At 69.1% G+C, this 26302-nt stretch carries 30 protein-coding genes; 13 read left to right on the forward strand and 17 right to left on the reverse strand.

Features of this window, described 5'->3' with window-relative positions:
• Positions 1–5: 5 nt before the first annotated feature.
• Entirely contained in the window at positions 6–638 is a 633-nt protein-coding gene (locus A7U43_RS04580) for a TetR/AcrR family transcriptional regulator (RefSeq protein ID WP_067991655.1), read from the reverse strand.
• Positions 639–715: 77 nt separating this feature from the next.
• Between A7U43_RS04580 and A7U43_RS04585 the strand changes: the two genes are divergently transcribed.
• A complete protein-coding gene (locus tag A7U43_RS04585; protein ID WP_067991658.1) occupies positions 716–2185 on the forward strand; it encodes a flavin-containing monooxygenase in 1470 nt (489 codons plus the stop codon).
• Positions 2186–2214: 29 nt separating this feature from the next.
• Here A7U43_RS04585 and rraA read toward each other — a convergent pair whose 3' ends face one another.
• The 5 genes from rraA to A7U43_RS04610 form a co-directional block, all read right to left on the reverse strand.
• Positions 2215–2694: a ribonuclease E activity regulator RraA gene (gene rraA / locus A7U43_RS04590; RefSeq protein WP_067991661.1), complete on the reverse strand. Its 480-nt coding sequence runs from the start codon at positions 2692–2694 to the stop codon at positions 2215–2217.
• The gene (locus tag A7U43_RS04595) at positions 2691–3446 is read right to left on the reverse strand and encodes a MerR family transcriptional regulator (protein ID WP_067991664.1); all 756 of its coding nucleotides are present in this window, start codon (positions 3444–3446) and stop codon (positions 2691–2693) included. The genes rraA and A7U43_RS04595 overlap by 4 nt, the downstream gene beginning before the upstream one ends.
• A gap of 57 nt (positions 3447–3503) precedes the next feature.
• Complete coding sequence (locus tag A7U43_RS04600; protein WP_067991668.1) at positions 3504–3983, reverse strand: hypothetical protein; 480 nt, start codon at positions 3981–3983, stop codon at positions 3504–3506.
• A gap of 133 nt (positions 3984–4116) precedes the next feature.
• Positions 4117–4617 (reverse strand): copper resistance CopC family protein, encoded by a 501-nt coding sequence (locus A7U43_RS04605; protein ID WP_231963529.1) that lies wholly within the window; start codon positions 4615–4617, stop codon positions 4117–4119.
• 29 nt (positions 4618–4646) lie between these two features.
• On the reverse strand, positions 4647–5315 hold the full coding sequence (locus A7U43_RS04610; protein ID WP_068001895.1) for a DUF6474 family protein: 669 nt from the start codon (positions 5313–5315) through the stop codon (positions 4647–4649).
• 220 nt (positions 5316–5535) lie between these two features.
• Here A7U43_RS04610 and A7U43_RS04615 point away from each other — a divergent pair, with 220 nt between their 5' ends.
• The 3 genes from A7U43_RS04615 (at position 5536) to A7U43_RS04625 (ending at position 8181) form a co-directional block, all read left to right on the forward strand.
• On the forward strand, positions 5536–6471 hold the full coding sequence (locus A7U43_RS04615; protein WP_156525841.1) for a hypothetical protein: 936 nt from the start codon (positions 5536–5538) through the stop codon (positions 6469–6471).
• A 61-nt stretch (positions 6472–6532) separates the two neighbouring features.
• Positions 6533–7024, forward strand: coding sequence for an ImmA/IrrE family metallo-endopeptidase (locus A7U43_RS04620; RefSeq protein WP_067991675.1), 492 nt, complete (start codon positions 6533–6535; stop codon positions 7022–7024).
• A complete protein-coding gene (locus A7U43_RS04625; protein ID WP_067991679.1) occupies positions 7021–8181 on the forward strand; it encodes a hypothetical protein in 1161 nt (386 codons plus the stop codon). The genes A7U43_RS04620 and A7U43_RS04625 overlap by 4 nt, the downstream gene beginning before the upstream one ends.
• A gap of 79 nt (positions 8182–8260) precedes the next feature.
• Here the strand turns inward: A7U43_RS04625 and A7U43_RS04630 are convergent, their stop codons facing one another.
• The 4 genes from A7U43_RS04630 to A7U43_RS30020 all read right to left on the reverse strand — a co-directional run bounded on the left by A7U43_RS04630 (position 8261) and on the right by A7U43_RS30020 (position 10803).
• Positions 8261–8659 carry a helix-turn-helix transcriptional regulator gene (locus A7U43_RS04630; protein WP_067991682.1) on the reverse strand — a complete coding sequence of 133 codons (399 nt, stop codon included), beginning with the start codon at positions 8657–8659 and terminating at the stop codon, positions 8261–8263.
• A gap of 504 nt (positions 8660–9163) precedes the next feature.
• Complete coding sequence (locus tag A7U43_RS04635) at positions 9164–9697, reverse strand: peptidase (protein WP_067991685.1); 534 nt, start codon at positions 9695–9697, stop codon at positions 9164–9166.
• A 185-nt stretch (positions 9698–9882) separates the two neighbouring features.
• The gene (locus tag A7U43_RS04640) at positions 9883–10506 is read right to left on the reverse strand and encodes a superoxide dismutase (protein WP_067991687.1); all 624 of its coding nucleotides are present in this window, start codon (positions 10504–10506) and stop codon (positions 9883–9885) included.
• 144 nt (positions 10507–10650) lie between these two features.
• Entirely contained in the window at positions 10651–10803 is a 153-nt protein-coding gene (locus A7U43_RS30020; protein WP_197499963.1) for a hypothetical protein, read from the reverse strand.
• Between the two features lie 424 nt (positions 10804–11227).
• Between A7U43_RS30020 and A7U43_RS04645 the strand changes: the two genes are divergently transcribed.
• From A7U43_RS04645 to A7U43_RS04655, 3 genes are read left to right on the forward strand one after another with little or no spacing between them, the layout of a single operon-like run.
• Positions 11228–11569 carry a rhodanese-like domain-containing protein gene (locus A7U43_RS04645; protein ID WP_067991688.1) on the forward strand — a complete coding sequence of 114 codons (342 nt, stop codon included), beginning with the start codon at positions 11228–11230 and terminating at the stop codon, positions 11567–11569.
• Between the two features lie 20 nt (positions 11570–11589).
• Positions 11590–12624 (forward strand): DUF4328 domain-containing protein, encoded by a 1035-nt coding sequence (locus A7U43_RS04650; protein ID WP_067991691.1) that lies wholly within the window; start codon positions 11590–11592, stop codon positions 12622–12624.
• Positions 12625–12628: 4 nt separating this feature from the next.
• Positions 12629–13468: a glycerophosphodiester phosphodiesterase gene (locus A7U43_RS04655; RefSeq protein ID WP_067991695.1), complete on the forward strand. Its 840-nt coding sequence runs from the start codon at positions 12629–12631 to the stop codon at positions 13466–13468.
• Between the two features lie 10 nt (positions 13469–13478).
• Here A7U43_RS04655 and A7U43_RS04660 read toward each other — a convergent pair whose 3' ends face one another.
• Complete coding sequence (locus A7U43_RS04660; protein ID WP_068001897.1) at positions 13479–14024, reverse strand: ferritin; 546 nt, start codon at positions 14022–14024, stop codon at positions 13479–13481.
• Between the two features lie 134 nt (positions 14025–14158).
• Positions 14159–15097 carry an LCP family protein gene (locus A7U43_RS04665; protein WP_231963530.1) on the reverse strand — a complete coding sequence of 313 codons (939 nt, stop codon included), beginning with the start codon at positions 15095–15097 and terminating at the stop codon, positions 14159–14161.
• A gap of 38 nt (positions 15098–15135) precedes the next feature.
• On the opposite strand from A7U43_RS04665, the gene A7U43_RS04670 reads away from it, so the two are divergent.
• Positions 15136–15441 carry a hypothetical protein gene (locus tag A7U43_RS04670; protein WP_067991698.1) on the forward strand — a complete coding sequence of 102 codons (306 nt, stop codon included), beginning with the start codon at positions 15136–15138 and terminating at the stop codon, positions 15439–15441.
• On the opposite strand, the gene A7U43_RS04675 is transcribed toward A7U43_RS04670, so the two are convergent.
• Both A7U43_RS04675 and A7U43_RS04680 read right to left on the reverse strand, forming a co-directional pair.
• Complete coding sequence (locus A7U43_RS04675) at positions 15402–16163, reverse strand: CPBP family intramembrane glutamic endopeptidase (protein ID WP_067991700.1); 762 nt, start codon at positions 16161–16163, stop codon at positions 15402–15404. The two genes, A7U43_RS04670 and A7U43_RS04675, sit on opposite strands and share 40 nt — an antisense overlap.
• A 22-nt stretch (positions 16164–16185) precedes the next feature.
• Positions 16186–16977, reverse strand: a complete 792-nt coding sequence (locus A7U43_RS04680) for a DUF2470 domain-containing protein (protein ID WP_067991703.1) — start codon at positions 16975–16977, stop codon at positions 16186–16188.
• A 117-nt stretch (positions 16978–17094) separates the two neighbouring features.
• Here A7U43_RS04680 and pheA point away from each other — a divergent pair, with 117 nt between their 5' ends.
• Positions 17095–18024 (forward strand): prephenate dehydratase, encoded by a 930-nt coding sequence (gene pheA / locus A7U43_RS04685; RefSeq protein ID WP_067991706.1) that lies wholly within the window; start codon positions 17095–17097, stop codon positions 18022–18024.
• Entirely contained in the window at positions 18021–18698 is a 678-nt protein-coding gene (locus A7U43_RS04690) for a histidine phosphatase family protein (RefSeq protein WP_067991709.1), read from the forward strand. The genes pheA and A7U43_RS04690 overlap by 4 nt, the downstream gene beginning before the upstream one ends.
• On the opposite strand, the gene A7U43_RS29070 is transcribed toward A7U43_RS04690, so the two are convergent.
• The 3 genes from A7U43_RS29070 to A7U43_RS04700 form a co-directional block, all read right to left on the reverse strand.
• Entirely contained in the window at positions 18644–18874 is a 231-nt protein-coding gene (locus A7U43_RS29070; RefSeq protein WP_082902018.1) for a hypothetical protein, read from the reverse strand. The two genes, A7U43_RS04690 and A7U43_RS29070, sit on opposite strands and share 55 nt — an antisense overlap.
• Positions 18875–18937: 63 nt before the next feature.
• Positions 18938–19276, reverse strand: coding sequence for a metallopeptidase family protein (locus A7U43_RS04695; protein WP_156526065.1), 339 nt, complete (start codon positions 19274–19276; stop codon positions 18938–18940).
• A 16-nt stretch (positions 19277–19292) separates the two neighbouring features.
• Positions 19293–20729 carry a septum formation family protein gene (locus tag A7U43_RS04700; protein WP_082902019.1) on the reverse strand — a complete coding sequence of 479 codons (1437 nt, stop codon included), beginning with the start codon at positions 20727–20729 and terminating at the stop codon, positions 19293–19295.
• Positions 20730–20842: 113 nt separating this feature from the next.
• On the opposite strand from A7U43_RS04700, the gene serS reads away from it, so the two are divergent.
• The 3 genes from serS to A7U43_RS04715 are packed head-to-tail and all read left to right on the forward strand — an operon-like array spanning position 20843 to position 26298.
• Positions 20843–22102: a serine--tRNA ligase gene (gene serS, locus A7U43_RS04705; RefSeq protein ID WP_067991714.1), complete on the forward strand. Its 1260-nt coding sequence runs from the start codon at positions 20843–20845 to the stop codon at positions 22100–22102.
• A gap of 18 nt (positions 22103–22120) precedes the next feature.
• Positions 22121–25438 (forward strand): BTAD domain-containing putative transcriptional regulator, encoded by a 3318-nt coding sequence (locus A7U43_RS04710; protein WP_067991715.1) that lies wholly within the window; start codon positions 22121–22123, stop codon positions 25436–25438.
• A gap of 41 nt (positions 25439–25479) precedes the next feature.
• The gene (locus A7U43_RS04715) at positions 25480–26298 is read left to right on the forward strand and encodes a DUF5718 family protein (protein ID WP_067991718.1); all 819 of its coding nucleotides are present in this window, start codon (positions 25480–25482) and stop codon (positions 26296–26298) included.
• The last annotated feature ends 4 nt before the right edge of the window (positions 26299–26302 follow it).

The raw sequence follows: 26302 nt of genomic DNA on the forward strand, positions 1-26302 counted from the left end.
GTGAACTAGGGTGCGCTGCCGTAGATGCTGGTCAGCCAGATGTGGGTGAGGGTGTCGACGACGCGGTCGTGGTCGACCGCGGGCCGATCGCCGGCCAGCGTCGCCATCATCATCTTCTCGTTCATCAGGTTCAGCGAGGTGGCCAGGTCGAGCGCGGGGAGGGTCTCCGGCGCCGCTCCGCGTTGGCGTTCGGCGGTGATCAGTGCCGCGGTCAGGCCGATCCACTTCTGCATCAGCGCGGCCCAGATCGCGCGGAACTCCGGGCTGCTGTTCACTGCTTCCGCGCCGGCCCGCGCGGTGGCCGGATGGGACCCGAAGGAACTGAAGAAGATCTCGATGCCACGCCGGATGGCCTGGTGCGGCTCGGCGGGCATGGTGTCCATCGCGTGGTCGAAGCCGGTGTCGGCGCGCTTGATCAGTGGGTCCATCAGGGACAGCAGGACCGCTTCCTTGGAGGCGAAGTAGAAGTAGAACGTGGGGCGTGAGATGCCCGCGCCCTTGGCCAGGTCATCGACGGAGATATCGGCGAAGGATCGCTGCTGGATGAGCCGTGCGGCGGTGTCCAGGATCGCCTGCTGTCGCTCGTCGCCGGAGGGGCGGGCGGCCCGGCGGCCGCGACTCGGGCTGGCGGTGGTCACGCCCGCAGCCTAACACCGTGTCGACTTTCTCAACACACCGTTGACTCGCTCAACACCATGTTGATACCGTCGGTACCATGACCGAACACCTCGACGTTGTGATCGTCGGCGCCGGCATCTCCGGCATCAGCACCGCCTGGCATCTGCAGGACCGTTGCCCGACCAAGAGCTACGCCATCCTGGAACGCCGCGAGAACATCGGCGGTACCTGGGACCTGTTCAAGTACCCGGGCATCCGCTCGGACTCCGATATGTTCACCCTCGGGTTCCGCTTCAAGCCATGGACCTCGTCGCGGGCGATCGCCGACGGACAGTCGATCTGGAACTACATCAACGAGGCCGCCGTCGAGAACGGCATCGACAAGCACATCCGCACCGGACACCGCGTCACCTCGGTGGACTGGTCCGACGCCGACAATCGCTGGACCATCAACATCGAAACCGCCGGTGAGCAGCAGCAGCTCACCGCGTCCTTCCTCTCGGTGTGCAGCGGCTACTACAACTACGACGAGGGCTACTCGCCGGAGTTCCCGGGTGCCGCGGACTTCAAGGGTCAGATCATCCATCCGCAGCACTGGCCCGAGGGGCTGGACTACGCCGGCAAGAAGATCGTCGTCATCGGTTCGGGCGCCACCGCGATCACCCTCATCCCGTCACTGGTGAACGAGGGCGCGGGTCACGTCACCATGCTGCAGCGCTCGCCGACCTACATCGGAGCGTTGCCGCTGGACGATCCCATTGCCGCGCAGGCCAACAAGTACCTGCCCAAGAACGTCGCCCACATGGTCAACCGGTGGAAGGCGATCGCGATGGCCACCGGCCAGTATCAGGTGGCGCGCCGATTCCCGAAGGTGTTCAAGAAGGCGTTGCGCGACATGGCGACCCGGCGGCTGCCGGAAGGCTTCGACTACGACAAGCACTTCAGCCCGCGCTACAACCCCTGGGACGAGCGAGTCTGCCTGGCCCCCAACGGGGATTTCTTCAAGACCATCAAGGCGGGCAAGGCCGACGTCGTCACCGACACCATCGAGACATTCACCGAAACCGGTATCAAGCTGACCTCCGGCGCCGAGTTACAGGCCGATATCATCATCACCGCAACGGGTTTGAACATGCAGCTGTTCGGTGGGGCCACCGCGACCCGCAACGGTGAGCCGATCGACCTCACCAAGTCGATGACCTACAAAGGCCTGATGCTGTCCGGTGTCCCGAACATGGCCATCACCTTCGGCTACACCAACGCCTCGTGGACCTTGAAGGCCGACCTGGTCTCCGAGTTCATCTGCCGCGTACTGAACTACATGGACGCCAACGGTTTCGATCGTGTCGAGCCGCAACATCCGGGCGACGCGATCGACGAACAGCCTTTCATGGACTTCACCCCGGGCTACTTCCGCCGCGCCATGGACACGCTGCCCAAGTCCGGGTCCGAGGCGCCCTGGAAGCTCAAGCAGAACTACTTCTTCGATCTGCGGCTCATCCGGCACGGCAAGGTGGACGAAGAGTCACTGCACTTCACCAAACACCGGGCCCCGGTCAACGCCTGATACCCCAGTGACGGGGGCGGGAGGCGTCGTCAGCCCGAGACGACGACGATCCCGTCCTCGTCGCTGTAGGCGATGTCTCCCGGCACGAACGTGACGCCGCCGAAGCTGACCTCGATATCACGTTCTCCCGCACCAGTTTTGGTGCCCTTGCGCGGGTTGGTGCCCAGCGCCTTGATGCCGACCGCGATGGTGCGCAGCGCCGCCGCATCGCGCACCACACCGTGCACGATGATCCCCGCCCAGCCGTTCTGGGCCGCCAGTCCGGCGATGATGTCACCCACCAACGCGGTGTGCATCGACCCGCCGCCGTCGACCACCAGCACCCCGCCTTCTCCCGGCGTGGACAGGATCGACTTCAGCAGGGCGTTGTCCTGGAAGCAGCGCACCGTGGTGATGCGCCCGGCGAAGGCCGGGACGGCGCCGTAATTACGCAGTTGCAGGTCGCAACTGCGCACCTCGGGGTAGATCTCGTCGACCAGGTCAGCGGTGGCGCGGGGTTCGATGCTCACCTCATGATGCTAGCGATCACCACATCGTGCACGAACTGGGCCAGGCCGGGTTCCACGTCGTCGTAGTAGGCGGTGAACCGCGGGTCGGCCAGGTACATCTCGACCAGCCCGCGGTGCATCTCGCCGCCGCACGGGTAGAAACGCTCGATCGCCGCGCGGTGGCGGGCGGCCAGCGCGGCGGCCTCGGCAGACCCGGGGCGCACGCCGGAACGCTTGGCGGCGGCCAGATCCTGGAGCAGCGCGTCGCCCTCGGCTGCGATGTCGATCCAGTCCTGTTTGGTCAGCTGCGCGGCCCGTCGCTGGGACTGCTTCCATGCATCGGTGTCGCCCCAGCGTTGCTCGGCCTCGACGGCGTACTCCTCGCCGAATGCGGTGGTGCCGAAGATCTCGACCTGTTCCTGCGCGGTCAGTTGAATACCGCTGCGATGTGCGTCCATCAGTGCCTCCAGTGCCTCGATGGTGTGCTGCAGGTCATCGGCCCGCTCAAGCAGTAGGGCGTGCTGGCGCTGCAGCCTGGTCAGCTCGTCGACCTCTGGATCGTCGAGCAGGACGCCGATCTCGTCCAAACCGAGCCCCGCCGCGCGGTACGCCAGCACCAGGTGCAGGCGCTCGATATCGGCGTCGGTGTAGCCTCGGTAACCCGCTGAGGTCCGCACACTGGGCACCACCAGCCCGATGTGGTCATAGTGATGCAGGGTGCGCACGGACAGCCCGGTCAACGCGGCGACGCTACCGACGGTTCGCACGTCCATGGCTTCACTATCGACCCTGACGTCGCGTCAGGGTCAAGACCCAAGCGGTGCGAAAAGTCAGTCCTCGCCGGAACCGCGGCGGGCCAGCAGCACGACCACGACCGCCAGCAGGCCGACGGCGATGGCGGCCACCAGCGGCAGCCGGGACTGGTCAGGACCGAGCGCCGGCACCGCAGACGGCGGGGGCACCGCAGATGCGACCGCGGATTTCGCTTGTGCAGCCACCTCTTTGGCGGCCTCTTTGGTGATCGCCGTGGGCTCGGCCTGGTGTGCGGAGACCGGCGCCGGCTCGACCGGTGTGGCCTTGACCGGAGGTGCCTTCTTCGCCGGCGCGGCCTTCTTGGCCGGTACGGCCTTCTTTACCGGCGCCTTCTTGGCGGGCACAGCCTTCTTGACCGGCGCGGCCTTCTTTACCGGCGCCTTCTTGGCCGGTGCCTTCTTCGCGGGAGCCTTGGCGGCGGGAGGCGCAGCAGGTGGGTCAGCCGGGACCTGCTCAGCGGGGGCCTTCTGTTCGGGAAGGTCCTGCTCGTCGGCCATGGTGCTGCTCCTTTGCAGTGTCGTCCAGCAGTGAAACCCATCATGCCAGTCCGGCTGCGGCGTCAGCCGCTGACCGCCAGCGCGGCGGGCACCGCAAGCACGAGTGCGCCCAGGCGTCCCCGCCGGGTACGCGTCACGTCCGGCGTCGGCTCCACCCCACGCCCGCACCGACGAGTACCACGGCCGCGACCACGAACGGCCACACCGGCATGCCGTCGTCGGCCGCAGCGGCGGGCGCGGCGGGTGCCGGCGTCGGCGCTACCGATGAGCCGGGCGTCCCGGTCGCCGACACGGTCAGGTCAAATGACCAGGAGCCGGTGATCACATGGCCGTCGGCGGAGGTGACGCGGTAGTTGGCGGTATAGGTGCCCGACGGTCCCAGTGGGCGCACGTCGACTTCGGCGACGGCCCCGTCGACCCGGACATCGCCGGTGGACCACAGGTTGCCGTCGGGGCCGACCACCGTCATCGCCGCGAATCCGGCCTGCAGTTCTTCGCTGAAGGTGGCACTGACCGTCGTCGGCGCCACGGTCAGTGCGGTTCCGGGAGCGGGATCCGAGGCGATTAGGGTGGCATGTGCGGCCGCGACACCGGCTCCGGCGAGTGCCAGCACCGCCAGGACCAGGGTCAGCATGGGCGCCAGAATGCGCGCCGGGAATGTCATCAGACCAGGCCGAGCCGGGCCATCACGTCGGCGTCGATGCCGTCGAGCTGAGCGCCGATGGCCGCGTGGGCGGCCTTGCGCCGGGCGGCGGGCATGTTCTCCGCGGCGGTGACGGCGGCGGCGAGATCGCTCAGCCGGTCGTTGATGGCGGCCACGAACTGCTTGGTCTCGACATCCTTGGGGTTTTTCTCGGCGACCCGGCGGGTGGCCTGCTCGGCGCCGTTGATGCGAGCCGACAGCACCGCCCCGTGCCCGGAGAACTGGCCGATCTGGGCCAGCGGCACCCCGAGCTGGTCGGCACGGCGCTGGTCGAGCATGCCGCGCACGGCGATGGCGCCGCGGTAAGCCAGCGGCACCAGCACCGGCGCCAGCAGCCGGGACACGGTCAGTGTCCGGCGGATCTTCATCGGCGAGAGCAGTTTGCCCTCGCGGACCGCCTTGAGCTCGGTCTCAGCAACCTTCAGGGCCGCGCGGTCGCTGTCCCGCTGCGCCTTGAGCTGGGCCTTGAGCGCCTGCGCCTGTGCCTTGCGGTCGGCCTTCATGCGCCGCGCCTCGTTACGGGCCGCGAGTTTGACCTCCATCTTGGCCTTGGTCTTGGTCGCGCGCCTGATCGCCCGAGCCTCGGCACGACGGACCGAACGGCTCTTACGTTGCGTGAACAGGCCCATCGGCATTGCCTCCCGGTCATCTCCTCCGAGTCGCCACCATCACGGCGCCACGATGAGGCCAACACTATCGTTCTGTCGGTTCGGCCACGCCCCGGCGCCCGGACGCCGGCGGGATCGCTCACGACAGCAAACAAGCCCAAGGGTATATGCGACAATTGCCGAAACGATTGCCGGTGCGCCGTGAGACGCCATGAGGGGTGGTGACGACGTGGGTTCGCGCATGCGAGTCGCCGCGGTTACCTGCCTGGTGTCATCGGGGCTGTTCGTCGGCGGTGCGTGCGGCGCGGTGGCGTTAGCCGAGCCCGACAGTGAGGGCGCCTCGACGACTGCCGACTCGCCAGGTCGGACGGCCCAGGACCGCGCCGACCAGCCGCGTCGCACGGGCCCCCGCGGCGTCACCACCGTGACCCGGGCCGGAGCCGGTTCGCCGGGACAGCGGACCGCGTCCCCACCAGTGCCGACCGGGTTGCCCCTCGCACCCGCGCCCGCGGATCCGGCAACGCTCCCCGATGCCGCCGCCACGACCGACGCCAGCAAACTCCCCGTCGACCCCGAGCCGGTAGTGTCCGGTGTCGACGATGACGCAGACGATGACGACGAGTGTGGCTGGGGCTGGTGGCCCCTGCCGCCGAATACACAGTCGTCGGCACCGAACGGTGGAGACGGGTACGGCGGGGGAGCACCGTCGGCGGCGCGGCCCCCGGCCGGCCGTCCCGGTGTGCCGCCCGGGACGAACATCCCGCCGCGTGAACTGCTGCCGGAGTCCCCGGTGCTACCGGTGATCCCGGACCTCGCGGGACCGCTGCCCGCCATCGTGGTGCCTCCGGGGGTGCCCGGGATCGCCGGCAGCGTAGGCAATTCCGAGCTGACCACCCCGGCCCCGGAAAGCCCACCGCCACCCGCGCCGGCCCGGGTCGCGCCCGCCGAGCGTCCCGCCGCGCCGCGCACCGGTGACGGCCAGGTCGTGGCCTCGTCCTACCGCGCCGGCTACGGCGAGTACCTGCGGACCGCCGGCATGTACGAGGTCGCCGCCGTCGCGGTCCCCGGGGCCACCGGCATCATGCTGCTCACCGGCGCCGGTGGGTTCATCGGCTACCGGCAGGCCCGGGCGGGCCTGGTTATCCGGTCACGTGGAGCGGCGAGGTTCTCGAGTTGACCGGAATCACCGTCCTGCGCGCGTCGGCGCGCCATAGTGGACTCAGGGAAAGGGGAGGGCAATGCCAGCAAGTCGCCGCGTGACACGCGCCGTCAGTTCCGTGCTGGATCTTGCGCCGCGCCAGGGTGAGGTGTCGTTGCCGCGTCTGGTCGACGCGGTCGCCGAGGACCAGGGCCGTCCGATCCAGATCAAGATGGCTGATCTGCCGTCCGGTGTCTGCGGGCAGTGGCGGCAGTACGGTGACCACGACGTCTTCCTGATTCAGAAGGGCCTGCCTGCCTGGGATCGCACCCTGGCCCACGAACTCGGTCACCTGGTGCTCGGCCACGCGGGCACCCCGGTGGTGGAGGCCGCCCGCGAGGCCATGGAGTTGGCCGGGTCGGATCTGATCGGATACATGCTCAACCAGCGGACCGGGTGCATGGGTCCTGCGGGTGAGGAGGCCGAGCAGGAGGCCGAGGACTTCGCCGCGCTGCTCATCTACCGTCTGGGTCGGCTGCCGTCGGATCGCTCGTCGATCGTGCAGGTGCGGCTCGGTGAGGCGTTTGGTTGATCGTCTGGGTGATTGCCGGTCTCCTCGGATTGGCGACCGGCTTGCGTATCGGGTGGGCGCTGGTCAACAAGCAATCCCTGGTGAGCACCGCGATGATCCTCGCCCTGGGCAGTCTCGGTATCGTCGCCGCGCTCAACTGGCAGCCGCTGACGCTGCTGATCGACACCGCCCTGCGGTGGCCGAACATCGCGGTCGCGCTCAGCCAGGTCGCATTGATCGGGTGCGCGGCGGGCAGCTGCGTGATGATCACGACGGTGGCCTCGAACCGTAAGCCGGCGACCATCCGCCGCATCGCCATTGCGCAGTACGTCGTTGCCGCCGCCATCGCGGTCGTGACGCTGGTGGCGTTTTTCCGGGCCGAGCAGATGCCGGAGGTTGCACCGCAGGAGTACCTACGGCGCACCTTGGCGCCGGGCGGCTCCTCGTCGTGGCTGCTGCCGATGCTCTACGTGCTGCTCGCGCTGACCCTCGTCGCGTGGGCGGGGATGCGCCACTCCAACCGAACCCGCCGGGGCCGTGCGCTTTTCGTCTTCAGCATCGGGATGGTGCTGATGGTGTTGGCCAGCGCGTTCTTCCTGCTTCGGGCGGTGGGTAACACCGATGTCCTCGGCGTCGGTGCGGCGGCGACACTGTTGGGTTGCGCGATGCTGGTGGTGGCCGGCGGCGCGCTGCTGCCCAGCGTGGAGGACTGGTTCGGTGCGCGCCGCGAGCTGCGGACCATCGCGCCGCTGCTGGCCGAGCTGCACACCCGGCACCCGGACGTCGGCATCGGCGTGCGTCCCCGTGGGCCGTTGCTGTTCCGGGTTGCCGAGCAGATGTCACTGATCTCGGACTCGCTGTACCTGGAGGCCATCGCCGCCGAGGGGGCGCGCCGCCGCACGGTCGACGCGACCGCCGGCACACGCGACAGCGAGCAGTCGTTGAACATCGCCGATATCGCGGACCTCGACTCGCCCCCGGTGCCGGCGGACGTGCAGGCCAAGGGGATAGCCCAATGGATCTTCGCCGGCCGAGACACCGCGGCGGACCACAGCACGGCACATGCCGCGTTCCCTGGCCTGAACTGGCTGCGTCAGCCGACGACGTTCTCGGACCGGGAGTGGATTCTCGCGATCGCCGAACAGTTCCGGCAGTTGGAGTCCGGCGCGAGGACCTGACGACCACCACCGGAAACACGAACGGTGCCGTCACGCTAGCGCGCGACGACACCGTTGGGTGGCGGTGATCCGGAGTGGATCAGCCGTCGAGGTTCTCCCGGCGACGAAGCTCGTCGACCTTGAGGGCCAGATCCTGCTGGGACTCCGCGGACAGGCCCACGGTCCTGGCGGCGATGCGGCGAACGCCCTCATCGCGCATGCTCGCCAGCCAGGTCAGCTCCTTGTCCAGCTTCTCGTAATACTCATCGTCGGTGAAGTACGCCGGCTTGATGCGGAAGAAGTTGGCCAGGGCCGTCATGGTGGTCGCGGACGGGTTGGTGCGGTTACCGGAACGCAGTTGCGACAGATATGGAGCGGACATCGTCACACCCTCGGCCTTGAGTGCGCCGATGACCTCGGCCGAGGTGTGCGGCCCGCGCCCGGGAGGGTAAACCGTGTCGAAGAGGCGGTTCAGTCGGGCGGCGAACGTCTTGCTCATCTAACTTTCCTCCACATGGCTGACATGCTGTCTGCAATAGGTTCGTATTTGCTGATCATCGTAGCGAGTGTTGCCGCAACAACCAAGTGCAAACCACTGAAAAGTAACACTACCCTGGGCTGGAGGTCGCTGCAGGGTGCCGTAGCAGCACGGCAGCCCGGCCGGCACGCTGCGACGTTGTTACCTGGCGAACCGAAATTTAACGGGGGCGTTGTTTTGCCCAGATCAGTTGATCTTGACTCTTTGTCACAGTAACCCCATCCCGAACCAGTAGCCGACAGCTGTCGCACAGCAAATCCGCACTTCACCTTTGCTGTCGGTGCCGGCGAAGTGCGGGACGGGTAGCCATCGGCGGGTTCGGCGGTGGCGGCACAATTGCTGGGTCCCGCACATGCCAAACGCGGCATTGTGGCCGAACCGTTTCCGAACCGTTACCAAGCGCTTTGCTGAATTGCGGCAGGTAGTACCCACCCGAAAAATCTGGGTGCTCGCGGAGTCCGGTCGCTACGCGGCCAGCAGCATGGCGAGGATGGCGGTGTCCGGATGGCTGATCGGGTCCACCCCGACGCGGCTCACCATCGACGTGATGGTGCCGTCGGCCTCGGCCTCCACCCAGGCGGCACGGTGTTCCAGGCCCAGGTGCGGGATGCCCGGCAACAACACGCACCCGGACGCCGCTCCGGCGCATTCGGGCAGGGACGGCGTGGTCTCCGACGGCGGGTGTAGCATCAGCAGTGCCGCCGGTTGGTGCTCGGCGAAAAACCCTGGCGGAACCGCGGATTCACCGACCACGGGTCCCTCCGCCAGCACCAGGCCCACGGTGCCGGGCTCGGGCTGCTCGGGGAGTTCCTCGCGGACGCCGAAAATGGTTGTGGTGGAAAGCAGGCCGGGCAGCGATGCCACCCGCACCGCCACGATCAGCAGCTGCGCCCATTCCTTGGTCGAATCCGGCCAGCGGCCCGACACCACGAAACCCTTCAGGGTGCCCCGGGAGTGGAAGGGGGCGATCTCGACCGCTCTACCGGCTCCGCTGTCCATCTGGCCTCCCGACAGTGCTTGTGCGATCACTACCTTCGACACTGCTGTGGGTCGTTGTGCACAGGATGCGGTAGGTCGGTGCTAGCACGCAAGAGGAACCGAGTGCCAGAAACGGCGGGTGACGGAAAAGTGAAGGGCCCCGCCTGCCGAAGCAACGCGGGGCCCTTGACTCGGGTAGCGAGGACTCAGCCGAAGATCAGTCCGCTGGTCTTGGCGGTGGCCTTGGCGTAGCGGTCGGAGACGTCGGCCCAGTTGACGACGTTCCAGAAGGCCTTGACGTAGTCGGCCTTGACGTTCTTGTACTGCAGGTAGAAGGCGTGCTCCCACATGTCGACCTGCAGCAGCGGGATGATGCCGAGTGGGACGTTGGCCTGCTGGTCGTAGAGCTGGAAGGTCAGCAGGCGGTCGCCGAGGCTGTCGTAGCCCAGGACGGCCCAGCCGGAGCCCTGCAGTCCGTTGGCCGCGGCGGTGAACTGGGCGCGGAACTTGTCGAACGATCCGAATTGGTCGTCGATGGCGGCGGCCAGTTCGCCTTCGGGCTTGTCGCCGCCGTTGGGGGACAGGTTCTTCCACCAGATGCTGTGGTTGACGTGTCCGCCGAGGTGGAAGGCGAGGTTCTTCTCGTTGAGGAAGATCGCGGACTGGTCGTCACCGGCGCGGGCTTCTTCGAGTTTGGCCAGGGCGTCGTTGAGGCCCTTGACGTAGGCGGCGTGGTGCTTGCTGTGGTGGATCTCGTTGATCTGCCCGGAAATGTGGGGCTCCAGCGCGCCATAGTCGTAATCGAGTTCTGGCAGTGAGTATTCAGCCACTGGGTTCCTTCCTAAATTATGGATCGCGAGGGAGTTCGGCGTCGCGTGTATCGACAACAAGCTCGAGCTCAACCTTGGTCCATACCCGCGTGCACCGCAAGGACCCGGATTCCCGGCGGGCACCCGCCGAAACCTGCAAGACGGTCAGAACAACACGATGGCAGCCAGGACTCCCAGCAGCACGAGCGCGATGGCGCCGGCGCGGATGAGGGCAACGACCTGGTTATTGGTGTACTGGGGTGAGGGCTGCCAATCAGACGACGCCCCCGAACCCGGACCAAGCGGGTGTGCTCCCATCACAAGCTCCTGACCTGCACGATCAAGTCATCCCCCAGTGAGATCTGTCACACGGTTTGTTGTGACGCCGATCATAGACCTTTGTTCGCCGGTAGAAAAATCGGGTCCGCCCCGCCCGCGGCGATGCAATCCGGGTGAACCGAAGTCGCGGTTGTCGGCCGCGCGTGGCCGCAGCTGTTTTGCTCCGGGGGGTTCGCGCAGCTGTTGATCGTCGCGTTTGGTGAGGCTTGGTTATCCACAGGAACTGGACAGAAGTCCAGGCAAAGGGACCGCCGCGGGGGTGCCGGGCCTGTGGATGAACCTGTGGAAACTGTGGATAGCCTAGAAATTGCTGCCGCCTCGCGGACACCGCCACACGGCAGGGATCCGGTGCGTCCGCATCCGGTGCATGCCAGCATGGACGGCATGACCGGATGGAACGACCATGGCTGACGGCGATATCCCACAGATCGAGGTCAGCGCGCTGCCGGTGACATTCGACGACTCGGTGGTGCTGCTCGACGTGCGGGAGCCCGACGAATGGCAGCGCGGGCATGTGGCCGGAGCCCAGCACATTCCGCTGGGTGACGTCCCTGCCCGGATTGACGAGATCGACCGGGACGCCACGCTGTATGTCATCTGCCACGCCGGTGGGCGCTCCCAGCGCGTCGCGCAGTATCTGGTCCGCAACGGATTCGAACCGACCAATGTGACCGGCGGAATGCTGTCCTGGGTGCAGGCCGGGCGACCGGTGTGTACCGACGACGGCAACACCGGCACGGTCTGAGCGCGTCGTAGGCTGGTCCGGTGATCCAGGTCTGTGCCCAATGCGGGACGCGATGGAATGTGCGCGACCGCCAACGGGTCTGGTGCCCACGGTGCCGCGGCACGTTGCTCGCCCCCGGGGCCACGGGAGCCCCCGGGGCGCCGCCGAGCCCCGGCAGGCCTGCCGCCGGCCGGCCGGGCAGCGCCCCCGCCGGCTACCGCTGGATCGCGGTGCGCCCCGGTGCACCGCCGGCTCCCCGGCGTAAACGCGCCCCCCTGGGCCCGACCCCGCGCTACGCCTACATTCCGCGCTGGGGCCTCTACGACCGCTTCGACGACGGCGACACGGCCGGCCAGGTCATCGCCGAACGCAGCGCCCCGGCGCCGGCCGCGGTGCGCCGCATGATCGTCGTGACCTTGGTGCTGCTGGGTGCGGCCGCGGTGCTGCACGTGCTCCGGTATGGACTGCTGTTGATCAACCGCAGCGTGCTGCTCGATCCGATCGTCGCGGCGCTGGGAACCTGGCTGCCGGTGGCGGCCAGCGCGGCGGCGTTCTTCGCCGTGGTGGCCACCGCACTGGTCCTGACCAACTGGCTGATCGCCCGCCGAGCGGCGGCGTACGCGCACGTGGGCAGCCCCGATCCCCGGTCGGCGCGCGAACTGTGGGCCGGCTGTCTGATCCCGTTCGTGAACCTGGTGCTGGCCCCGGTGTTCGTGATCGAACTGGCCCGGACCGAGCGGCGCACCGGCCTGCGCATCGTCAGCTGGTGGATCACTTGGTTCTTCAGCTATGTGCTGTCGGTGGCGTCCATCGTGACCACGGTGCTCACGATCTTCTACGACGGTGCCCAGCGCATCGCCGACAACACCGTCATCACCACCGTCGCCTATCTGGTCGCGATGGCCGCGCTGCTGCTGATGCTGCAGGTGTACGAGGGTTTCGAGCGGCAGCCGGTGGACCGGCCGTCGCGGCGCTGGGTGATGGTCGCGGTCGGGGCGGCCGGTGCCGAGCGACCGGACACCGGCGGCGAATCCGGCGTTCCGGTTGAGGCCGAGGACCGGAACCCGGCAGCATAGCCATATGACCGCCGGGGACGCTGAGACTGCCGGACCGGCCACGACGGGCCACCCGTTCGTCGTGGCGCACCGCGGGGCCTCCGCCGACCGGCCCGAGCACACCGTCGCGGCCTACGAACTCGCCCTTCAGGAGGGCGCGGACGCCGTCGAGTGCGACGTCCGGCTGACCCGCGACGGCCACCTCGTCTGCGTGCACGATCGCCGCGTCGACCGGACCTCGAACGGGTCCGGGCTGGTCTCGGAGATGACGCTCGCACAGCTGCGCGAATTGGATTACGGCTCGTGGCACTCCGGCTGGCGGGACGGCGGAGCCGGCGGTGATACCGGGTTGCTGACACTGGACACCCTGGTGGGGCTGGTGCTGGACACGAAGCGGCCGGTGAAGATCTTCATCGAGACCAAACACCCGGTGCGCTACGGCGCATTGGTGGAGAGCAAGGTGCTGGCTCTGCTGCACCGCTACGGCATCGCCGCGCCGGCGTCCGCGGACCTGGCCAGGGCGGTGGTCATGTCGTTCTCGGCCGCCGCGGTGTGGCGGATCCGGCGGGCGGCGCCCATGCTGCCGACCGTCCTACTGGGCGAGACGTCGCGCTTTCTGGGCGGTGGCGCCGCCACCACGGTCGGGGCGACGGCGGTGGGCCCCTCCATTGCGACCCTGCGCGAACACCCCGAACTGGTGGACAAGGCGGCCGCCCAGGGGCGTGCGCTGTACTGCTGGACCGTCGACCACTACGAGGATGTCCGGTACTGCCGGGATGTCGGGGTGGCGTGGGTGGCCACCAATCATCCCGGCCGTACCAAGGACTGGTTGGAGAACGGCCTCACCGGGGCCGGGCGGGACTGACCGAAGCGAGTCAGAGATTGCCGCCGGCGGCCTTCGGGGCCGTCGGGTCGGCGCCTGCCGCGGCGAGCTCGCGGGCGACGAAGTCCTCCAGATGGAACAGGTTCGCCCCGGCCCGCTCGGAGATGCGCACCAGCGTCGTGATGGTCGCGACCTCTTCGATCTGTTCCTTGAGGAACCACTGCATGAACTGCTCGCCCAGGTAGTCGCCCTCTTCGCGGGCCACACTGGCCAGCCGGGTCACCTGCTCGGTAACGGTGCGCTCCTGGTCGAGGGACAGCCGCAGGGCCTGCGCGGGGGTGTCGAACTGGTTCTGCACGGAATCGATGCCGGGGATCTCGACGTCGATATCGCGGTCGAGCAGGTACTGCACGAGCATCATGGCGTGATTGCGTTCCTCGACGGCCTGGGCGTAGAAGTGCGCGGCCAGCTGCGGCAGGTCCGCACCGTCGAAGTAGACAGCGATGGCGACATACTGCTGCGACGCACTGAACTCACTGCGGATTTGCTCGCGGAGCAGTGCGTTGAATTTGGTGTCCGGTGTGTTGACATCGCTCATGCCGACCACAATAGGCCAGGTCAGGCGGCGTGTCATACAAGGTGACCCTTAATCAGGGTAGCCACCCCTAACCGTTGTGACGGTCGTTACGGCGTCGCCGAATAGTTTGCTGTGTGTGCGGGTTCCGGTGCGGTTCAGGGCTGGTCGGTATCGAGCACGTCGGCCGGCACCGGTTCGTCGCGGGCCAATGCGCCGAACAGTCTCCCGGCGGCTTCGCTGTCCCACACCACAACCGATCCGACGTCGCTGGTGGTGTACTCCGCGATCGGGACGGTCGTCGCGGTCGGATCGTCTTGCAGCGCCCAGGCCAGCCGGGCCAGGTCCCAGATGTGACCGCCCTGATCGAGGGTGACCGCACCGGTGGCGGCGGCCGCCATCGGGTACCAGCGCAGCGGATTGAGCAGTACGGACGGGCTGGTCGCCCGTTTGAGCAGGGCGGACATGAAGGCCCGTTGATGTGTCATGCGGTCCAGATCGGCGCGGGCGGTGGCGCGCGAGCGGACGAAGCCGAGGGCATTGCGGCCGTCGAGTTCCTGGCAGCCCGCCGGCAGGGCGATGCCGGCAAGCGGATCGTCGATCGGCTCCTGCGGGCACATCGTCACCCCGCCGACGGCGTCGACGAGCTCGGCGAAACCGCCGAAGCCGATCTCGGCGTAGTGGTCGAGCCGGATCCCGGTCGCCTGCTCGACGGTTTGGACCAACAGCGCCGCGCCCCCGAAGGCGTACGCCGCGTTGATCTTGTCCTCGCCGTAGCCGGGGATCGGCACGTACGAGTCGCGGGGCAGCGACACCAGTGTGGGTCGGGTCCCGGCGAACAACCCGCCGATGTGCAGCAACATCACGGTGTCGGTGCGGCCGTTGCCGGTGTCGCCGCCGGTGGCCAGCTCGCCCTGTTCGGCGTCGGACAGTCCCGCTCGGCTGTCGGATCCGACCAGCAACCAGGTGGTGCCGCTGCCCGCCGGTGGCCGGTCCGGGTAGTTGCCGAGCACGGCGGCGCGCTGCAGGGTCGAGTCGAGCCACCACGCGCCGGCCACGCCGGCACTGAGCAACAGCAGCCCGGCGGCCAGCACCATCGACAGGAACCGGCGCAGCCGGCGCGGTCGTTTGGCCGATGGCCTGGGCGGTGGCGGCGCCGGAGTGGGCGCGACCGGTCGTCGTGGTGGTGGAGGTGGCGGTGGAGGCGGTACGGGCCGACGCTGGACGGGGGGCCGGCGCGGCGCAGCGGTGGGCGGTGTCGGCGGATTGGGTGGCCACACCGGTGGCGGGCGGTGGCGGGGGTCGCGGCGGATCTGCGGTGCCGGTTCCCGCCGGGGTGTCCCCCGACCATGCGGCGGGTTCTCGGTCACACCTGCGAATGTACTGCTTGGCGGCGGGTTCTCAGCTCAACCAGTCCAGCTCGCCGGCCGCCAGCGAATAGCCGACGAAGGCCACCGCGTCGATCAGGCCGTGCGCCACGATCAACGGCCAGAGTCTGCCGGTGCGCATCCACACGTAGCCGAACACCAGGCCCATCACGATGTTGCCCAGCCCGGCGCTGTAGCCCTGGTAGAGGTGGTAGCCGCCGCGCAGCAATGCCGACATCAGCACCGCGACACCCGCGCCGACCTGCAGCTGACGCAACCTGGTGATGAGAAATGCGACGACGATGATCTCCTCGGCCCAGCCGTTGGCGAACGCGAGCAGCAGCAGCAGCGGGATCCGCCACCAGGTGTCGTTGAGTTCGGCGGGTTCCACCGCGGCACTGAGCCCCAGCAGGCGTGCGGCCACATACAGGGCTAGGCCGGGCACACCGATCAGTGCGGCCAGTCCGAGTCCGCCGGTCAGGTCGGGGTGCAGCCTGAACCGGCCGAGGCCGATCTGGGCGGGTCCGGTACCGGTGCGCGACAACAGGTAGAGACCGAGCGCGCCCCAGGCCAGCAGTTGGATGACCGAGGCGACGTTGAGGCCGAGGTCGATCAGGTCGAACGGGGAGCGGCGCTCGTTGAGTGCCACGGTCTGGCCGCCCAGCCCCAGCAGTACCGCCTCGATGAGGCGCAACAGCGCCACGTAGGCGCTCAGGCCGAACGTGACCGCCAGCACGACGGCGATCTCGATCCGCAGCGTGCGAGCCGACGGCAGCGGCCCCGGGGAAGCGGTCACCGCCGCCAGGCTAATAGGCGGATCAGATACGCCGCGCGCGCAGCCCGTTGAGGAACGGGCAACCCATCAGCAAGCGGATGGCCTGGCTGAGACCGGTGACATCGTCGACGGGCTTGGCGAAGGGCAGCCGCACATCGTGATCGCCGGACTCGTCCTCGACCCGCAGCTGTACGCCGTAGCGGTCCAGGCCGAGCGGTCGGACCCGGCCGCTGCGCAGGGTCTGGGGCAGCCGGGTGGCCAGTCGGTCCACGACGTCGCGGTGCGCGGATTCCAGGTGCCGCAGCCAGCACGACTCCAGCCCGCAGAAGGGATCGGGCCGCGCCGCCAGCAGTGCGCCCACGCCCACGGACTCCGCGCCGGTGGAATCGGCGACCACCACCGATTCGATCTCCAGCCGCGCCAGCGCGTACCGGGTGTCCCCGCGGGAGGCGTCGGCGCTACCGGTATTCACCTGTAGCAGAGCAGGATTCGGGTTATCGGCGGCCACCATGTCGAGCATCCCGGCGATCTCGCCGTCCGGCACCAGGAACATCCGGCCCTGGATCCAGACCAGCGAGCGCACCGGCTCGCGTAACGGCAGCGGCGCGTAATCGGTCATCTCCAACACGGCCTGCGCACCCGCGGAGCCGGCCGAGACCACCATGGCGGCCAGCAGACCGTCGGCGGGGATGGTGATGGCGAAAGAGCCGTCGTCGAGCAGATGGTGGACCGGCGTGGTGGCGGGTTCGAGGCCCTCCACGGCCAGCATCGCGCCGCCGGCGCGGGCGCACGCGCTGCGGATCCGCTCGGCTGTCGTCGGTGCCGTCACAGACATCTGACCACCTTCCGGTTAGTGAGGTAAGCCTTACTTAACTACATCCGGGGTGGGATGTGCAAGGTTTCCTCCGTCGGTGCACGGGTGGGCAGGCGCCGAGCCACTAGGGTTGAGGGCGTGCCGCGTATCGCCTACCTCGGGCCGGAGGGGACCTTCACCGAGGCGGCGCTGCTGCAGATGGTGGCCGGTGACATGGTGCCGCCCGGCGGTGCGGCCGGCGAGGTCGTCCCGCTGCCCTACGACAGTGCCGGCGGCGCGCTGGAGGCGATCCGCACCGGTGACACCGACTACGCGTGCGTACCGATCGAGAATTCGATCGACGGCTCGGTGATCCCCACTCTCGACGGCCTGGCCGACGGTTCCGCGCTGCAGATCTATGCCGAGCACACCCTGGATGTCGCGTTCACCATCGTCACCCGGGCCGGGCTGGCCGCGGCCGATATCGACACCGTCGCCGCCTTCCCCGTCGCGGCCGCGCAGGTCCGCAAGTGGCTGGCCGCCGAACTGCCGCAGGCCCGCATCGTGCCGGCCTACTCCAATGCCGCCGCGGCCCAGGATGTCGCCGGCGGTGGCGCCGACGCCGGGGTGAGCACGGCGCTGGCCGCGCAGCGCTACGGACTGACCGTGCTGGCCGCCGATATCGTCGACGAGGCCAGCGCGCGCACCCGCTTCGTCCTGGTCGGCGCGCCGGGTACCCCGCCGGCCCGTACCGGTGCCGACCGCACCTCGGTCGTGTTGCGCCTGGACAATGTGCCCGGGGCGCTGGTGTCGGCGATGACCGAACTGTCCATCCGCGGTATCGATCTGACCCGCATCGAATCACGGCCCACCCGAACGGAATTGGGCACCTACAAGTTCTTCCTCGACTGGGCCGGTCACATCGACGACGAAGCCGTGGGCGAGGCGCTCAAGGCGCTGCACCGGCGCTGCGCCGATGTGCGCTACCTGGGTTCGTGGCCGACCGGCGCGGCGATCGGGGCGCTACCGCCGCCGGTTGACGAGGCGGCACGCTGGTTGCAGGCGACACGGACAGGAGGATCGGCATGACGGGGCGGCTGGTGCTGGTGCGGCACGGACAGTCTTACGGCAACGTCGAGCGCCGACTGGACACCCGGCCGCCGGGCGCCGCCCTGACCGACCTGGGCCATCACCAGGCACGCACCTTCGCCCGTGGCTGGACGACCCCGATCGCCATGGTGGCGCACTCGGTGGCGATCCGGGCCCGCGAGACGGCCGCCGGTATCGCCGGACACCACGACCTGGCGACCCATGAGTTCGAGGGCATCCACGAGGTCCAGGTCGGCGAGCTGGAGAACCGCAACGACGACGAGGCGATCGAGGCCTTCGAGGCGGTCTACCGCAGCTGGCACCAGGGCGACCTGGACGTACCGGTGCCCGGCGGCGAGACCGGACAACAGGTGCTCGACCGGGTGGTGCCGGTACTGACGGAGCTACGGCTGCGTCACCTCGATGACCACCGCTGGCCCGGGGATATCGTCGTGGTCAGCCACGGCGCGGCGATCCGGTTGGTGGCGTCCGTGCTCGCCGGCGTCGACGGTGCGTTCGCGCTGGACCACCATCTCAACAACACCGAATCGGTGATCCTCAGCCCGATCACCGACGGGCGGTGGAGTTGCGTGCGCTGGGGCCCGCTGACCCCGCCGTTCTATCCCGACGCCGCCGAGCGGGACGCCGCGGACACCGCCGGGCCGATGGGCTGATCCAGCGCGCAGCCACACCCCACCGCGTAGCAGTCGATGGTGTAGCGGTGCACGGCCTCCGGTGTGCTGCAATCGGGCTCGGTGCATTCTGGGCGCTGTCCGATGTGCACGATGACCGTGCCGTGGCAGTGGTCGTGCTCGACATCGGCCCCGCACTCCCGACATGTCGCGCTCATGGCTGCCATTGTGGCACCACCCACCGACACCGCTGGGTTCCCACGCTGTCGGCGGGACTGCTTTCAGGCCCAGCCCAATTCGTGCAGACGCTCGTCGTCGATCCCGAAATGATGCGCCAGTTCGTGCACCACGGTGATGGCCACCTCGTCGACCACCTCATCCTCGGTCGCGCACATGTCCAGCAGCGCGTCCCGGTAGATCGTGATGGTGTCGGGCAGCGCACCGGCGTAGGTCGAGTCCCGGTCGGTCAGCGCGATGCCCTCGTAGAGCCCGAGCAGGTCGGGCTCGTCGGGATGGCGCGCCTCGACCAGGAAGACCACGTTGTTCGCGGCGGCGGCGAGTCCGGACGGGATCAGATCGAGCGCATCGGCGACCAGTTCCTCGAACCGCTGCGCGCTCATGAGGACCGGCACGCGATTACGGGAGTGGCGGCGGAACGGGCTCGACGGGAGCGGGACCCGGCGGAGGCGGTGGTGCGGCCTCCGGGGCCGGCGGTGCGGCCGGCGGCGGGAGTCCTTCCATGGGGGGCCCGGCGGCCGGTGGTGGCGGCGGCGGCAACGGCGGACCGTTGAGGAACGTGTTGCCGCCGGTCGGGGTCTCGGTCGCGGTCGCCTGTTCGGTGCTCTGGCTGGACTGCCCGGGCAGGTGTTCGTTGGACTCGGTCTGCTGGCTACTGCTGCTCCCGCTGCTGCTGCTACTACCGCTGCTGTAGGACTCGTCGTAGGTGATCTGCGACGAGGTGTCGATCGGGGGCAGCGGGATGGCCGGGATGTTCAGGCGCTCGTCGGGGATGTCCGGCGGCGGGACCGGCGGACGACCGTTGATCATCAGCGGGCCCTTGGCGCTGTTGAGCAGGGTCGACCAGCCACCGTTGCCGAGGGTGGCGCCGATGCTGCAGGACACCTGGTGGCTGCCCGCCGACCAACTCGGCAGCGCGACGGTGCTGTACACCAGCGTCAGCGTCGTGGTGCGCAATTCCAGCGGCGCCAGGTAGGCGTCGGTGACCCGGGAGCAGTTCTCCTTGACGAAGGTGTCCTGGTCGGCCTCGGCTGGCAGGCCGCCGGGGAATTTGTCGGCCAGGTTCACCGAACCGGTGACCTCCAGGGAATGCGGCCCGGCGCAGTCCACCGGGATGTCGGTGGGTTGGTTGGTCGCCGGGTCGATACCCAGGCAGGTCCCCGCAGGCCAGACCTTGGACTGATCGATATCGGCGACCTTGCCCTGGAACGCCTGCTGTTGGTTGTTGGCCCCCGGCAGCTGCAGGCCGCACAGCATGCGTCGCTCACCGGCCTGGCGCCAGGTCTTCTCGCCGGACCACAGCAGGCTGACACTGAATCGCCCGTTGGGGTCGTACCGGTCACCGAGGTAACGCTGTACGGCGCTCTGGCATTGTTCCTGGCTGATCTGCTGGATGCGGGCCGGCGACGGGGGCGCGGCGTCCGGGCCGTACTCGGTGCCCGGGAAGGTGCGCATGTCGATCGACTCGGCGACCTCGAACCGGTGCTCGGTGGTGCAATCCACGATCTGCGCGGCGTCGGGGGTGCGTTCCGGCCAGTTCAGGCAGTCGCCGCCCTTGGCGCTGTCGAAGGTGCTGTTGCTGCGCAGTCCCAGCGCACCGGCCCCGGAGTTCAGCCCGGCCAGGCGCCCGCCGGCCGCGGTATCGGGCAACACCGTGATGACGCCGGCGATCAGCAGCCCGCCCAGCGCGGTGAGCAGCAAAGCGCGACGGGTGGGGCTCAGCGGGCCGCTCATCGGCTGCCACGACGACACCGCCGCGCGCCACCGAGACACCGGCTTCTGCGAGGTCTGTGCCTCGTTCAGAAACGGTTCCTGGCCATCGGGTGCGTCCAACATCGCCTCCCATTGTGACAGGCGTGTCACGATGTGTGACAAGTGATGCACTTGTAATGTTATGTGGTTGTGGCCCGCGGGCTGCGGCCCTTCGCCGCGCAAGTAGGGTTACCGCCGTGATCGACCTCAAGCTGCTCCGCGACGAGCCCGATCGGGTGCGCGCCTCTCAACGCGCCCGCGGCGAGGATCCCGGCCGGGTGGACGCGCTGCTGGCCGCCGATACGGCCCGCCGATCGGCCATCTCCACCGCCGACACCCTGCGCGCCGAGCAGCGGGCCGCCAGCAAGCTCGTCGGCAAGGCCGCCCCGGACGAGCGGCCGGCGCTGCTGGCCCGCGCCAAGGAACTCGCCGAGGCCGTCAAGGCCGCCGAGACCGAACAGTCCGACGCCGAGGCCGCATTCACCGCGGCGCACATGGCGGTCTCGAATGTCATCGTCGACGGTGTGCCCGCCGGCGGCGAGGACGATTTCGCGCTGCTCGACACCGTCGGTACGCCCCCGGCCATCGAGAATCCGCGCGACCATCTGGAACTCGGTGAAGCCCTCGGCCTGATCGATATGGAACGCGGGGCCAAGGTCTCGGGTTCGCGGTTCTATTTCCTGACCGGCCGAGGCGCACTGCTGCAGCTTGGCCTGCTGCAACTGGCGGTCCGGCTGGCCACCACCAACGGCTTCACGCTGATGATCCCGCCGGTGCTGGTGCGCCCGGAGGTGATGGCCGGCACCGGATTCCTGGGTGCGCACGCCGACGAGATCTATCACCTCGACGACGACGACCTCTATCTGGTCGGCACGTCGGAGGTACCGCTGGCGGGCTATCACAGCGACGAGATCCTCGACCTGACCGACGGTCCCAAGCGCTACGCCGGCTGGTCGTCGTGCTTCCGCCGCGAGGCCGGCAGCTACGGCAAGGACACCCGCGGCATCATCCGGGTGCATCAGTTCGACAAGGTCGAGGCCTTCGTCTACTGCAGACCCGAGGATGCCGAGGCCGAACATCAGCGGTTGCTCGGATGGCAGCGCGAGATGCTGGCGGCCATCGAGGTGCCCTACCGCGTGATCGACGTCGCCGCAGGCGATCTCGGTTCGTCGGCGGCCCGCAAGTACGACTGCGAGGCATGGGTGCCGACCCAGGGCACCTACCGCGAACTGACCTCGACGTCGAACTGCACCACATTCCAGGCCCGCCGGCTGTCCACCCGGTATCGCGACGAGAACGGCAAGCCGCAGATCGCGGCGACCCTGAACGGCACCCTGGCGACCACCCGCTGGCTGGTCGCGATCCTGGAGAACCACCAGCAGCCCGACGGCAGTGTCGGGGTGCCCGCCGCGCTGGTGCCCTACGTCGGCGCCGAGGTGCTCGAGCCCGGCAGCTAGCGCCAGCGGGTTTGTCGGATGGCGACGGAATACCCGGTGCGGGTGTCGGTGCTCGGCGCGGTGCAGGCCTGGACCGGTGGCACCCCGGTGGCCCTGGGATCACGGCTGCAGCGCGCCCTGTTGGCGCGGTTGGTTGCCGCACAGGGCCATCCGGTCTCGGTCGACCGGCTCATCGACGACCTGTGGGAAGGCGAACCGCCACCCAAGGCGCTCTCGGCGTTGCAGGTCTACGTCTCGCACCTGCGGCGCGGTATCGAACCGGGCCGTCCACCGCGCACACCCGCCCGCATCCTGGTCAGTGCCGCACCCGGGTACCGCCTGCGGCTGCCCGTGGACGCCGTCGACGCGTGGCGGGTGGAGGCCAGAATCGCTGCCGCATACGACGAAACGGATCCCCATCGCCGACTGCAACTCCTCGATGAGGCGCTTGCCGAGTGGTCGGGCGACCCGTTCGCGGAGTTCGGCGACACCCTGTGGGCGGTACCGGAAGTGGCTCGTCTGAGCGAACTCCGGCTGGCCGCGGTGGAGTACCGCGCCGCGGCACTGGTGGAGCTCGGCCGCTACACCACGGCGGTGGCCGCGCTGGAGCGACACGTCGGCGCCCGGCCCGAGCGGGAAACGGCCGCCGCCGTGCTGGCCACCGCCCTGTATCTGGCCGGTCGTCAAGTCGATGCGTTGGATGTGTTGCGGCACAACAGAAAACGTCTTGCCGATGAGCTCGGGCTGGAGCCCGGAAAGGCCCTGCGGGAGCTCGAACGCGATATCTTGCGGCACGCCGAGCACCTCGATCCGTCGCCACCCCGACCGCGTCCACCGTCGGTGCCGCCGGCGGTGCCGCCGGCGGTGATCGTCGGTGGCGAGCAGGTGGCGTACGGACGCGCCGCCGAACTCGCGGTCATCGACGCCGCCGCGCGTTCGGCCACCTCCGGCGGTGTCGTGCTGTGGATCGGTGGCGAGGCAGGCTCCGGCAAGACCACGCTGGCGGGAGCGGCGGCAAGCCGGCTGCGGGCGGCGGGCTGGCGCATCGTGCATGGACGGTGCCCGGAGGTCGACGGCGCACCCGCGGGCTGGGCGTGGACCGAAGTGCTGCGTGAACTGGTCGGCCCGGATGTGCCGGCGGCCGATCGCCACGCCCTGGCCCCGTTGCTGCATGACGGCGCCGCCACCGAGGCGGGCACCTTCTGGCTGGGACAGGCGGTCGCCGACGTGCTGGGCACGGTTGCCCGCCACCAACCGTTGGCGGTCGTGCTCGACGACCTGCACCGCACCGACGGGCTCACCCTCGAACTGTTGCGGCTGGTGGTCGACCGTATCGAGGGCGGTCGCGTGCTGGTGATCGGCACATACCGACCGTCGGAGGATCGCGGTGAGCTCGAGGTGGCGCGGGCCGCACTGACGGTGCGGACCGCGGCGCACCTGGTGCTCGACGGACTGGACGCCGCGGCCACCGCCGCGCTGGCCGGCGACTGCGGTTTGACCACCGCCAGCGGGGAGGTGTTGCGGCTGCTCCGCGAGCGGACCGGCGGCAACCCGCTGTTCGTCCGGGAACTGGCCCGGCTGATGGCCGCCGAGGGACCCGAAGCGGTGTGGGCCTCGGTGCCGGCCGGGGTGCGTGACGTGCTCCGCCGCCGGTTGGCCCGGTTGCCCGCACCGACGGTGGCCGCGCTGAGCCGGGCGGCGGTACTGGGCCGCGATATCGATGTCGACCTGCTTGCCGAGCTGGGCCGCTGCGATCCCGATGAGTTGCTCGACGCTCTGGAACCGGCCGTCCTGCTGGGATTGCTCGATGAACCCGAGCCCGGTCGGCTGAGGTTCGCGCACGGGCTGATTCGCGACACCCTCTACGAGGACATCTCGAAGCTGCGCCGGTGCCGGTTGCACGCCGCCGCGCTGCAGCTGCTGCTCGCCCCGGGCCGTTCGGCTGATCCGGCTACCCTGGCCCACCACGCCGTTGCCGGGGCGGGCGAGCAAACCGCTTCGTCGGCAGCATCATTCGCGATGGCCGCGGCGTTGGAGGCGGATTCGGTGGGCGCCCACGCCGAGGCGGCCCGGCAGTGGCGCGCGACGGTGCAGATGCTCGAACTCTCCGCCGAGGCCGGCGGATTGGACCGCGAGATCGAGGCGCGCTGCGGACTGATAGCGGCCCTGGCGCAGTCGGGTGACGCGGTGGCCGCCCGGATCGAGCTGAAGAACGCGCTGGCGCTGTTGTCCGGCACGGCCCGCGACGACCTGACGGTGCGGGTGCTCACCGCGTGGGACACCCCGCTGGTGTGGCGCGACCGCGAATACGACGGATCCGATGCGCAGATGATCGCCCTGCTGCGGCGGGTCCTGGCGGCCGACGCGGGGATCGGGCTGACCGTGGCCGACCGGGTCAAGCTGCTCAAGGCGCTGTTCGTCGAACTGGAGGGCGCCGATCCCGATGGCGCACTTGAGGTCAGCACCGAGTTGCTCGCCGTGGCCAGACGTGCTTACGCCGAGCATCCCGCGTCATCGGGTCGCCTGCTGTGCACGGCGCTCAATGTCCGGGCGTACTGCGCGTTGGGGCCAGATCTGGACGCCGAGCGCGAAACGGTCGCCGCCGAACTGCTGGTGACCGCGGAAGCCGCCGAACAGGCCGACTATCAGGCGGTGGCGCACTGGTTGCTGTCCCTGGCGGCAGGGCACCGCAATGATCTGGCGACGGCCAAACGCCACGCCGATCTGGCGGTGGCCCGGGCCGGCACCGGACAGCTCGTGCACCTTCTCGGCGTGCTCGGACTGTTCCAGGCGCGCATGTACCTGTTGGCCGGCCGGTTGGACGAAGCCGTGCGCAGCTACACCGATCTGGCGGCCCGCATGGTGGAGAGCGGTGCCGCCAACGGGGCCAAGCTGGCGATGGTCGGGCGGGTGACGGGCGAGTTCTGCCTCGGTGATCTGGGCCTGCTGGCCGACGAGTTGCTCTACTTCTACCGGGAGGTGTCGGTCGCGGCGCTGGACGCCGCGGTGCTGGCGCTGGTGGCCCGGGACCGCGAGGCGCAGGCCCGGGAGTTGTGGCGGCACCGCCACCCCATCGAACGCGCATACTTCTGGCTGCCGTTCACCGTGCTGCGGGTGCACGCCGCGGTGGCTCTCGGCGATACGGAGGAGGCCGACGCACGGGCGGCCGAGCTGGTTCCGTATTCCGGCCGGATCGCCGGGCTCGGCGTGGACGGGTTGATGGTGGGCCCCGTCGACGACGCGCTGGCCGTGGCCGCTGACGCGCTGGGACGCCCGGACCAGGCGCGCGCCTACCGCGCGGCGGCCGCGGCGCTGCGGGACAGGTTGGCCGCGCAGGCGCGCAGCTTCATCGACTGACCTGTCATGTCGCCGACCCCTGCGCAGTAGGGTTTGACACCATGATGGATATCGAGCTCGCCGAACTCCGGAACTGGTTCGGCTTCGGGGTCGCCGGCAACTTCGCGGGTCATCTCGAACAGGCAGGTGAGGCAGCCGATTTCGTGAACGTGGCGGACCCGACGGGGTCGGAAGGCCCCGCGCCGAAGGGGATCTTCCCCTGGTACGCCCCGGGCAGCGACAGCTTCCTCGGGGAGTTCCCGCTGTCCCACGACACGATCACCCTGCCGGCCAGCGACACCCCGCTGAACCTGCAGATCGAGCCCGAGGTGGGTCTGGCTTGCCGGGTGGTGTGGCGGGGGGACACCGTGGCGTCGCTGGAACCCTTCGCGCTCGGCGCCTTCAACGACTGCTCGATCCGAAGGCCCAATGCCCCCAAGATCAGTCACAAGAAGAATTGGGGCCCGGCCTCCAAAGGGGTTGCCCGTCAGTTCTTCGACATCAGCGACCTGACGCCGGACGGTCCGACCGCGACCCTGCGGCTGGTCTGCTACCTGCACGGTGCCGACGGGCGGCAGCACGAGTACGGGGTGGACAGTCCGCTGCTGGGCTACTCCTACTACGGTGAGGTGCTGCTGGACTGGATCACCGAGCGGCTGGCCAATCAGAAGGGCTCGCCGGAGACGCCGCTGGAGGATGTCGGTGCGCTGATGGTGGCCGCCGGACATCCCGAGCACGTGCTCATCGGTATCGGCGCGACGCGCTACACCGCGCTGGGGGAGTCGACCTACCTGTCACCCGGTGACGAGGCGATCGTCCGGGTATACGACACCGCATCGGAGGCGGCTTCCGAACTGCGGCAGACGGTGTCGGGGAGCTAGCCGA

Origin of the sequence: Mycobacterium adipatum (assembly GCF_001644575.1) — a bacterium.
Taxonomy (GTDB): Bacteria; Actinomycetota; Actinomycetes; order Mycobacteriales; family Mycobacteriaceae; genus Mycobacterium; species Mycobacterium adipatum.

Excerpts from the sequence above, each read along its gene's own strand:
- A7U43_RS04665 (WP_231963530.1), bottom strand. The coding sequence starts at position 15,097 with ATGGTGCTGGCCGCCGGGCTGCTGTTGCTCAGTGCCGGCGTGGCCGGC.
- A7U43_RS04595 (WP_067991664.1), bottom strand. The coding sequence starts at position 3,446 with ATGGACGTGCGAACCGTCGGTAGCGTCGCCGCGTTGACCGGGCTGTCC.
- A7U43_RS04615 (WP_156525841.1), top strand. The coding sequence starts at position 5,536 with ATGCGAGTCGCCGCGGTTACCTGCCTGGTGTCATCGGGGCTGTTCGTC.
- A7U43_RS04670 (WP_067991698.1), top strand. The coding sequence starts at position 15,136 with ATGGCCTGGGCGGTGGCGGCGCCGGAGTGGGCGCGACCGGTCGTCGTG.
- A7U43_RS04695 (WP_156526065.1), bottom strand. The coding sequence starts at position 19,276 with ATGAGCGCGCAGCGGTTCGAGGAACTGGTCGCCGATGCGCTCGATCTG.
- A7U43_RS04660 (WP_068001897.1), bottom strand. The coding sequence starts at position 14,024 with ATGAGCGATGTCAACACACCGGACACCAAATTCAACGCACTGCTCCGC.
- A7U43_RS04655 (WP_067991695.1), top strand. The coding sequence starts at position 12,629 with ATGACCGCCGGGGACGCTGAGACTGCCGGACCGGCCACGACGGGCCAC.
- A7U43_RS04700 (WP_082902019.1), bottom strand. The coding sequence starts at position 20,729 with ATGTTGGACGCACCCGATGGCCAGGAACCGTTTCTGAACGAGGCACAG.
- A7U43_RS04690 (WP_067991709.1), top strand. The coding sequence starts at position 18,021 with ATGACGGGGCGGCTGGTGCTGGTGCGGCACGGACAGTCTTACGGCAAC.
- A7U43_RS29070 (WP_082902018.1), bottom strand. The coding sequence starts at position 18,874 with ATGAGCGCGACATGTCGGGAGTGCGGGGCCGATGTCGAGCACGACCAC.
- A7U43_RS30020 (WP_197499963.1), bottom strand. The coding sequence starts at position 10,803 with ATGGGAGCACACCCGCTTGGTCCGGGTTCGGGGGCGTCGTCTGATTGG.
- A7U43_RS04610 (WP_068001895.1), bottom strand. The coding sequence starts at position 5,315 with ATGGGCCTGTTCACGCAACGTAAGAGCCGTTCGGTCCGTCGTGCCGAG.
- A7U43_RS04605 (WP_231963529.1), bottom strand. The coding sequence starts at position 4,617 with ATGCTGACCCTGGTCCTGGCGGTGCTGGCACTCGCCGGAGCCGGTGTC.
- A7U43_RS04635 (WP_067991685.1), bottom strand. The coding sequence starts at position 9,697 with ATGGACAGCGGAGCCGGTAGAGCGGTCGAGATCGCCCCCTTCCACTCC.
- A7U43_RS04630 (WP_067991682.1), bottom strand. The coding sequence starts at position 8,659 with ATGAGCAAGACGTTCGCCGCCCGACTGAACCGCCTCTTCGACACGGTT.
- A7U43_RS04585 (WP_067991658.1), top strand. The coding sequence starts at position 716 with ATGACCGAACACCTCGACGTTGTGATCGTCGGCGCCGGCATCTCCGGC.
- A7U43_RS04680 (WP_067991703.1), bottom strand. The coding sequence starts at position 16,977 with ATGTCTGTGACGGCACCGACGACAGCCGAGCGGATCCGCAGCGCGTGC.
- A7U43_RS04620 (WP_067991675.1), top strand. The coding sequence starts at position 6,533 with ATGCCAGCAAGTCGCCGCGTGACACGCGCCGTCAGTTCCGTGCTGGAT.
- A7U43_RS04600 (WP_067991668.1), bottom strand. The coding sequence starts at position 3,983 with ATGGCCGACGAGCAGGACCTTCCCGAACAGAAGGCCCCCGCTGAGCAG.
- A7U43_RS04715 (WP_067991718.1), top strand. The coding sequence starts at position 25,480 with ATGATGGATATCGAGCTCGCCGAACTCCGGAACTGGTTCGGCTTCGGG.
- A7U43_RS04710 (WP_067991715.1), top strand. The coding sequence starts at position 22,121 with ATGGCGACGGAATACCCGGTGCGGGTGTCGGTGCTCGGCGCGGTGCAG.
- A7U43_RS04645 (WP_067991688.1), top strand. The coding sequence starts at position 11,228 with ATGGCTGACGGCGATATCCCACAGATCGAGGTCAGCGCGCTGCCGGTG.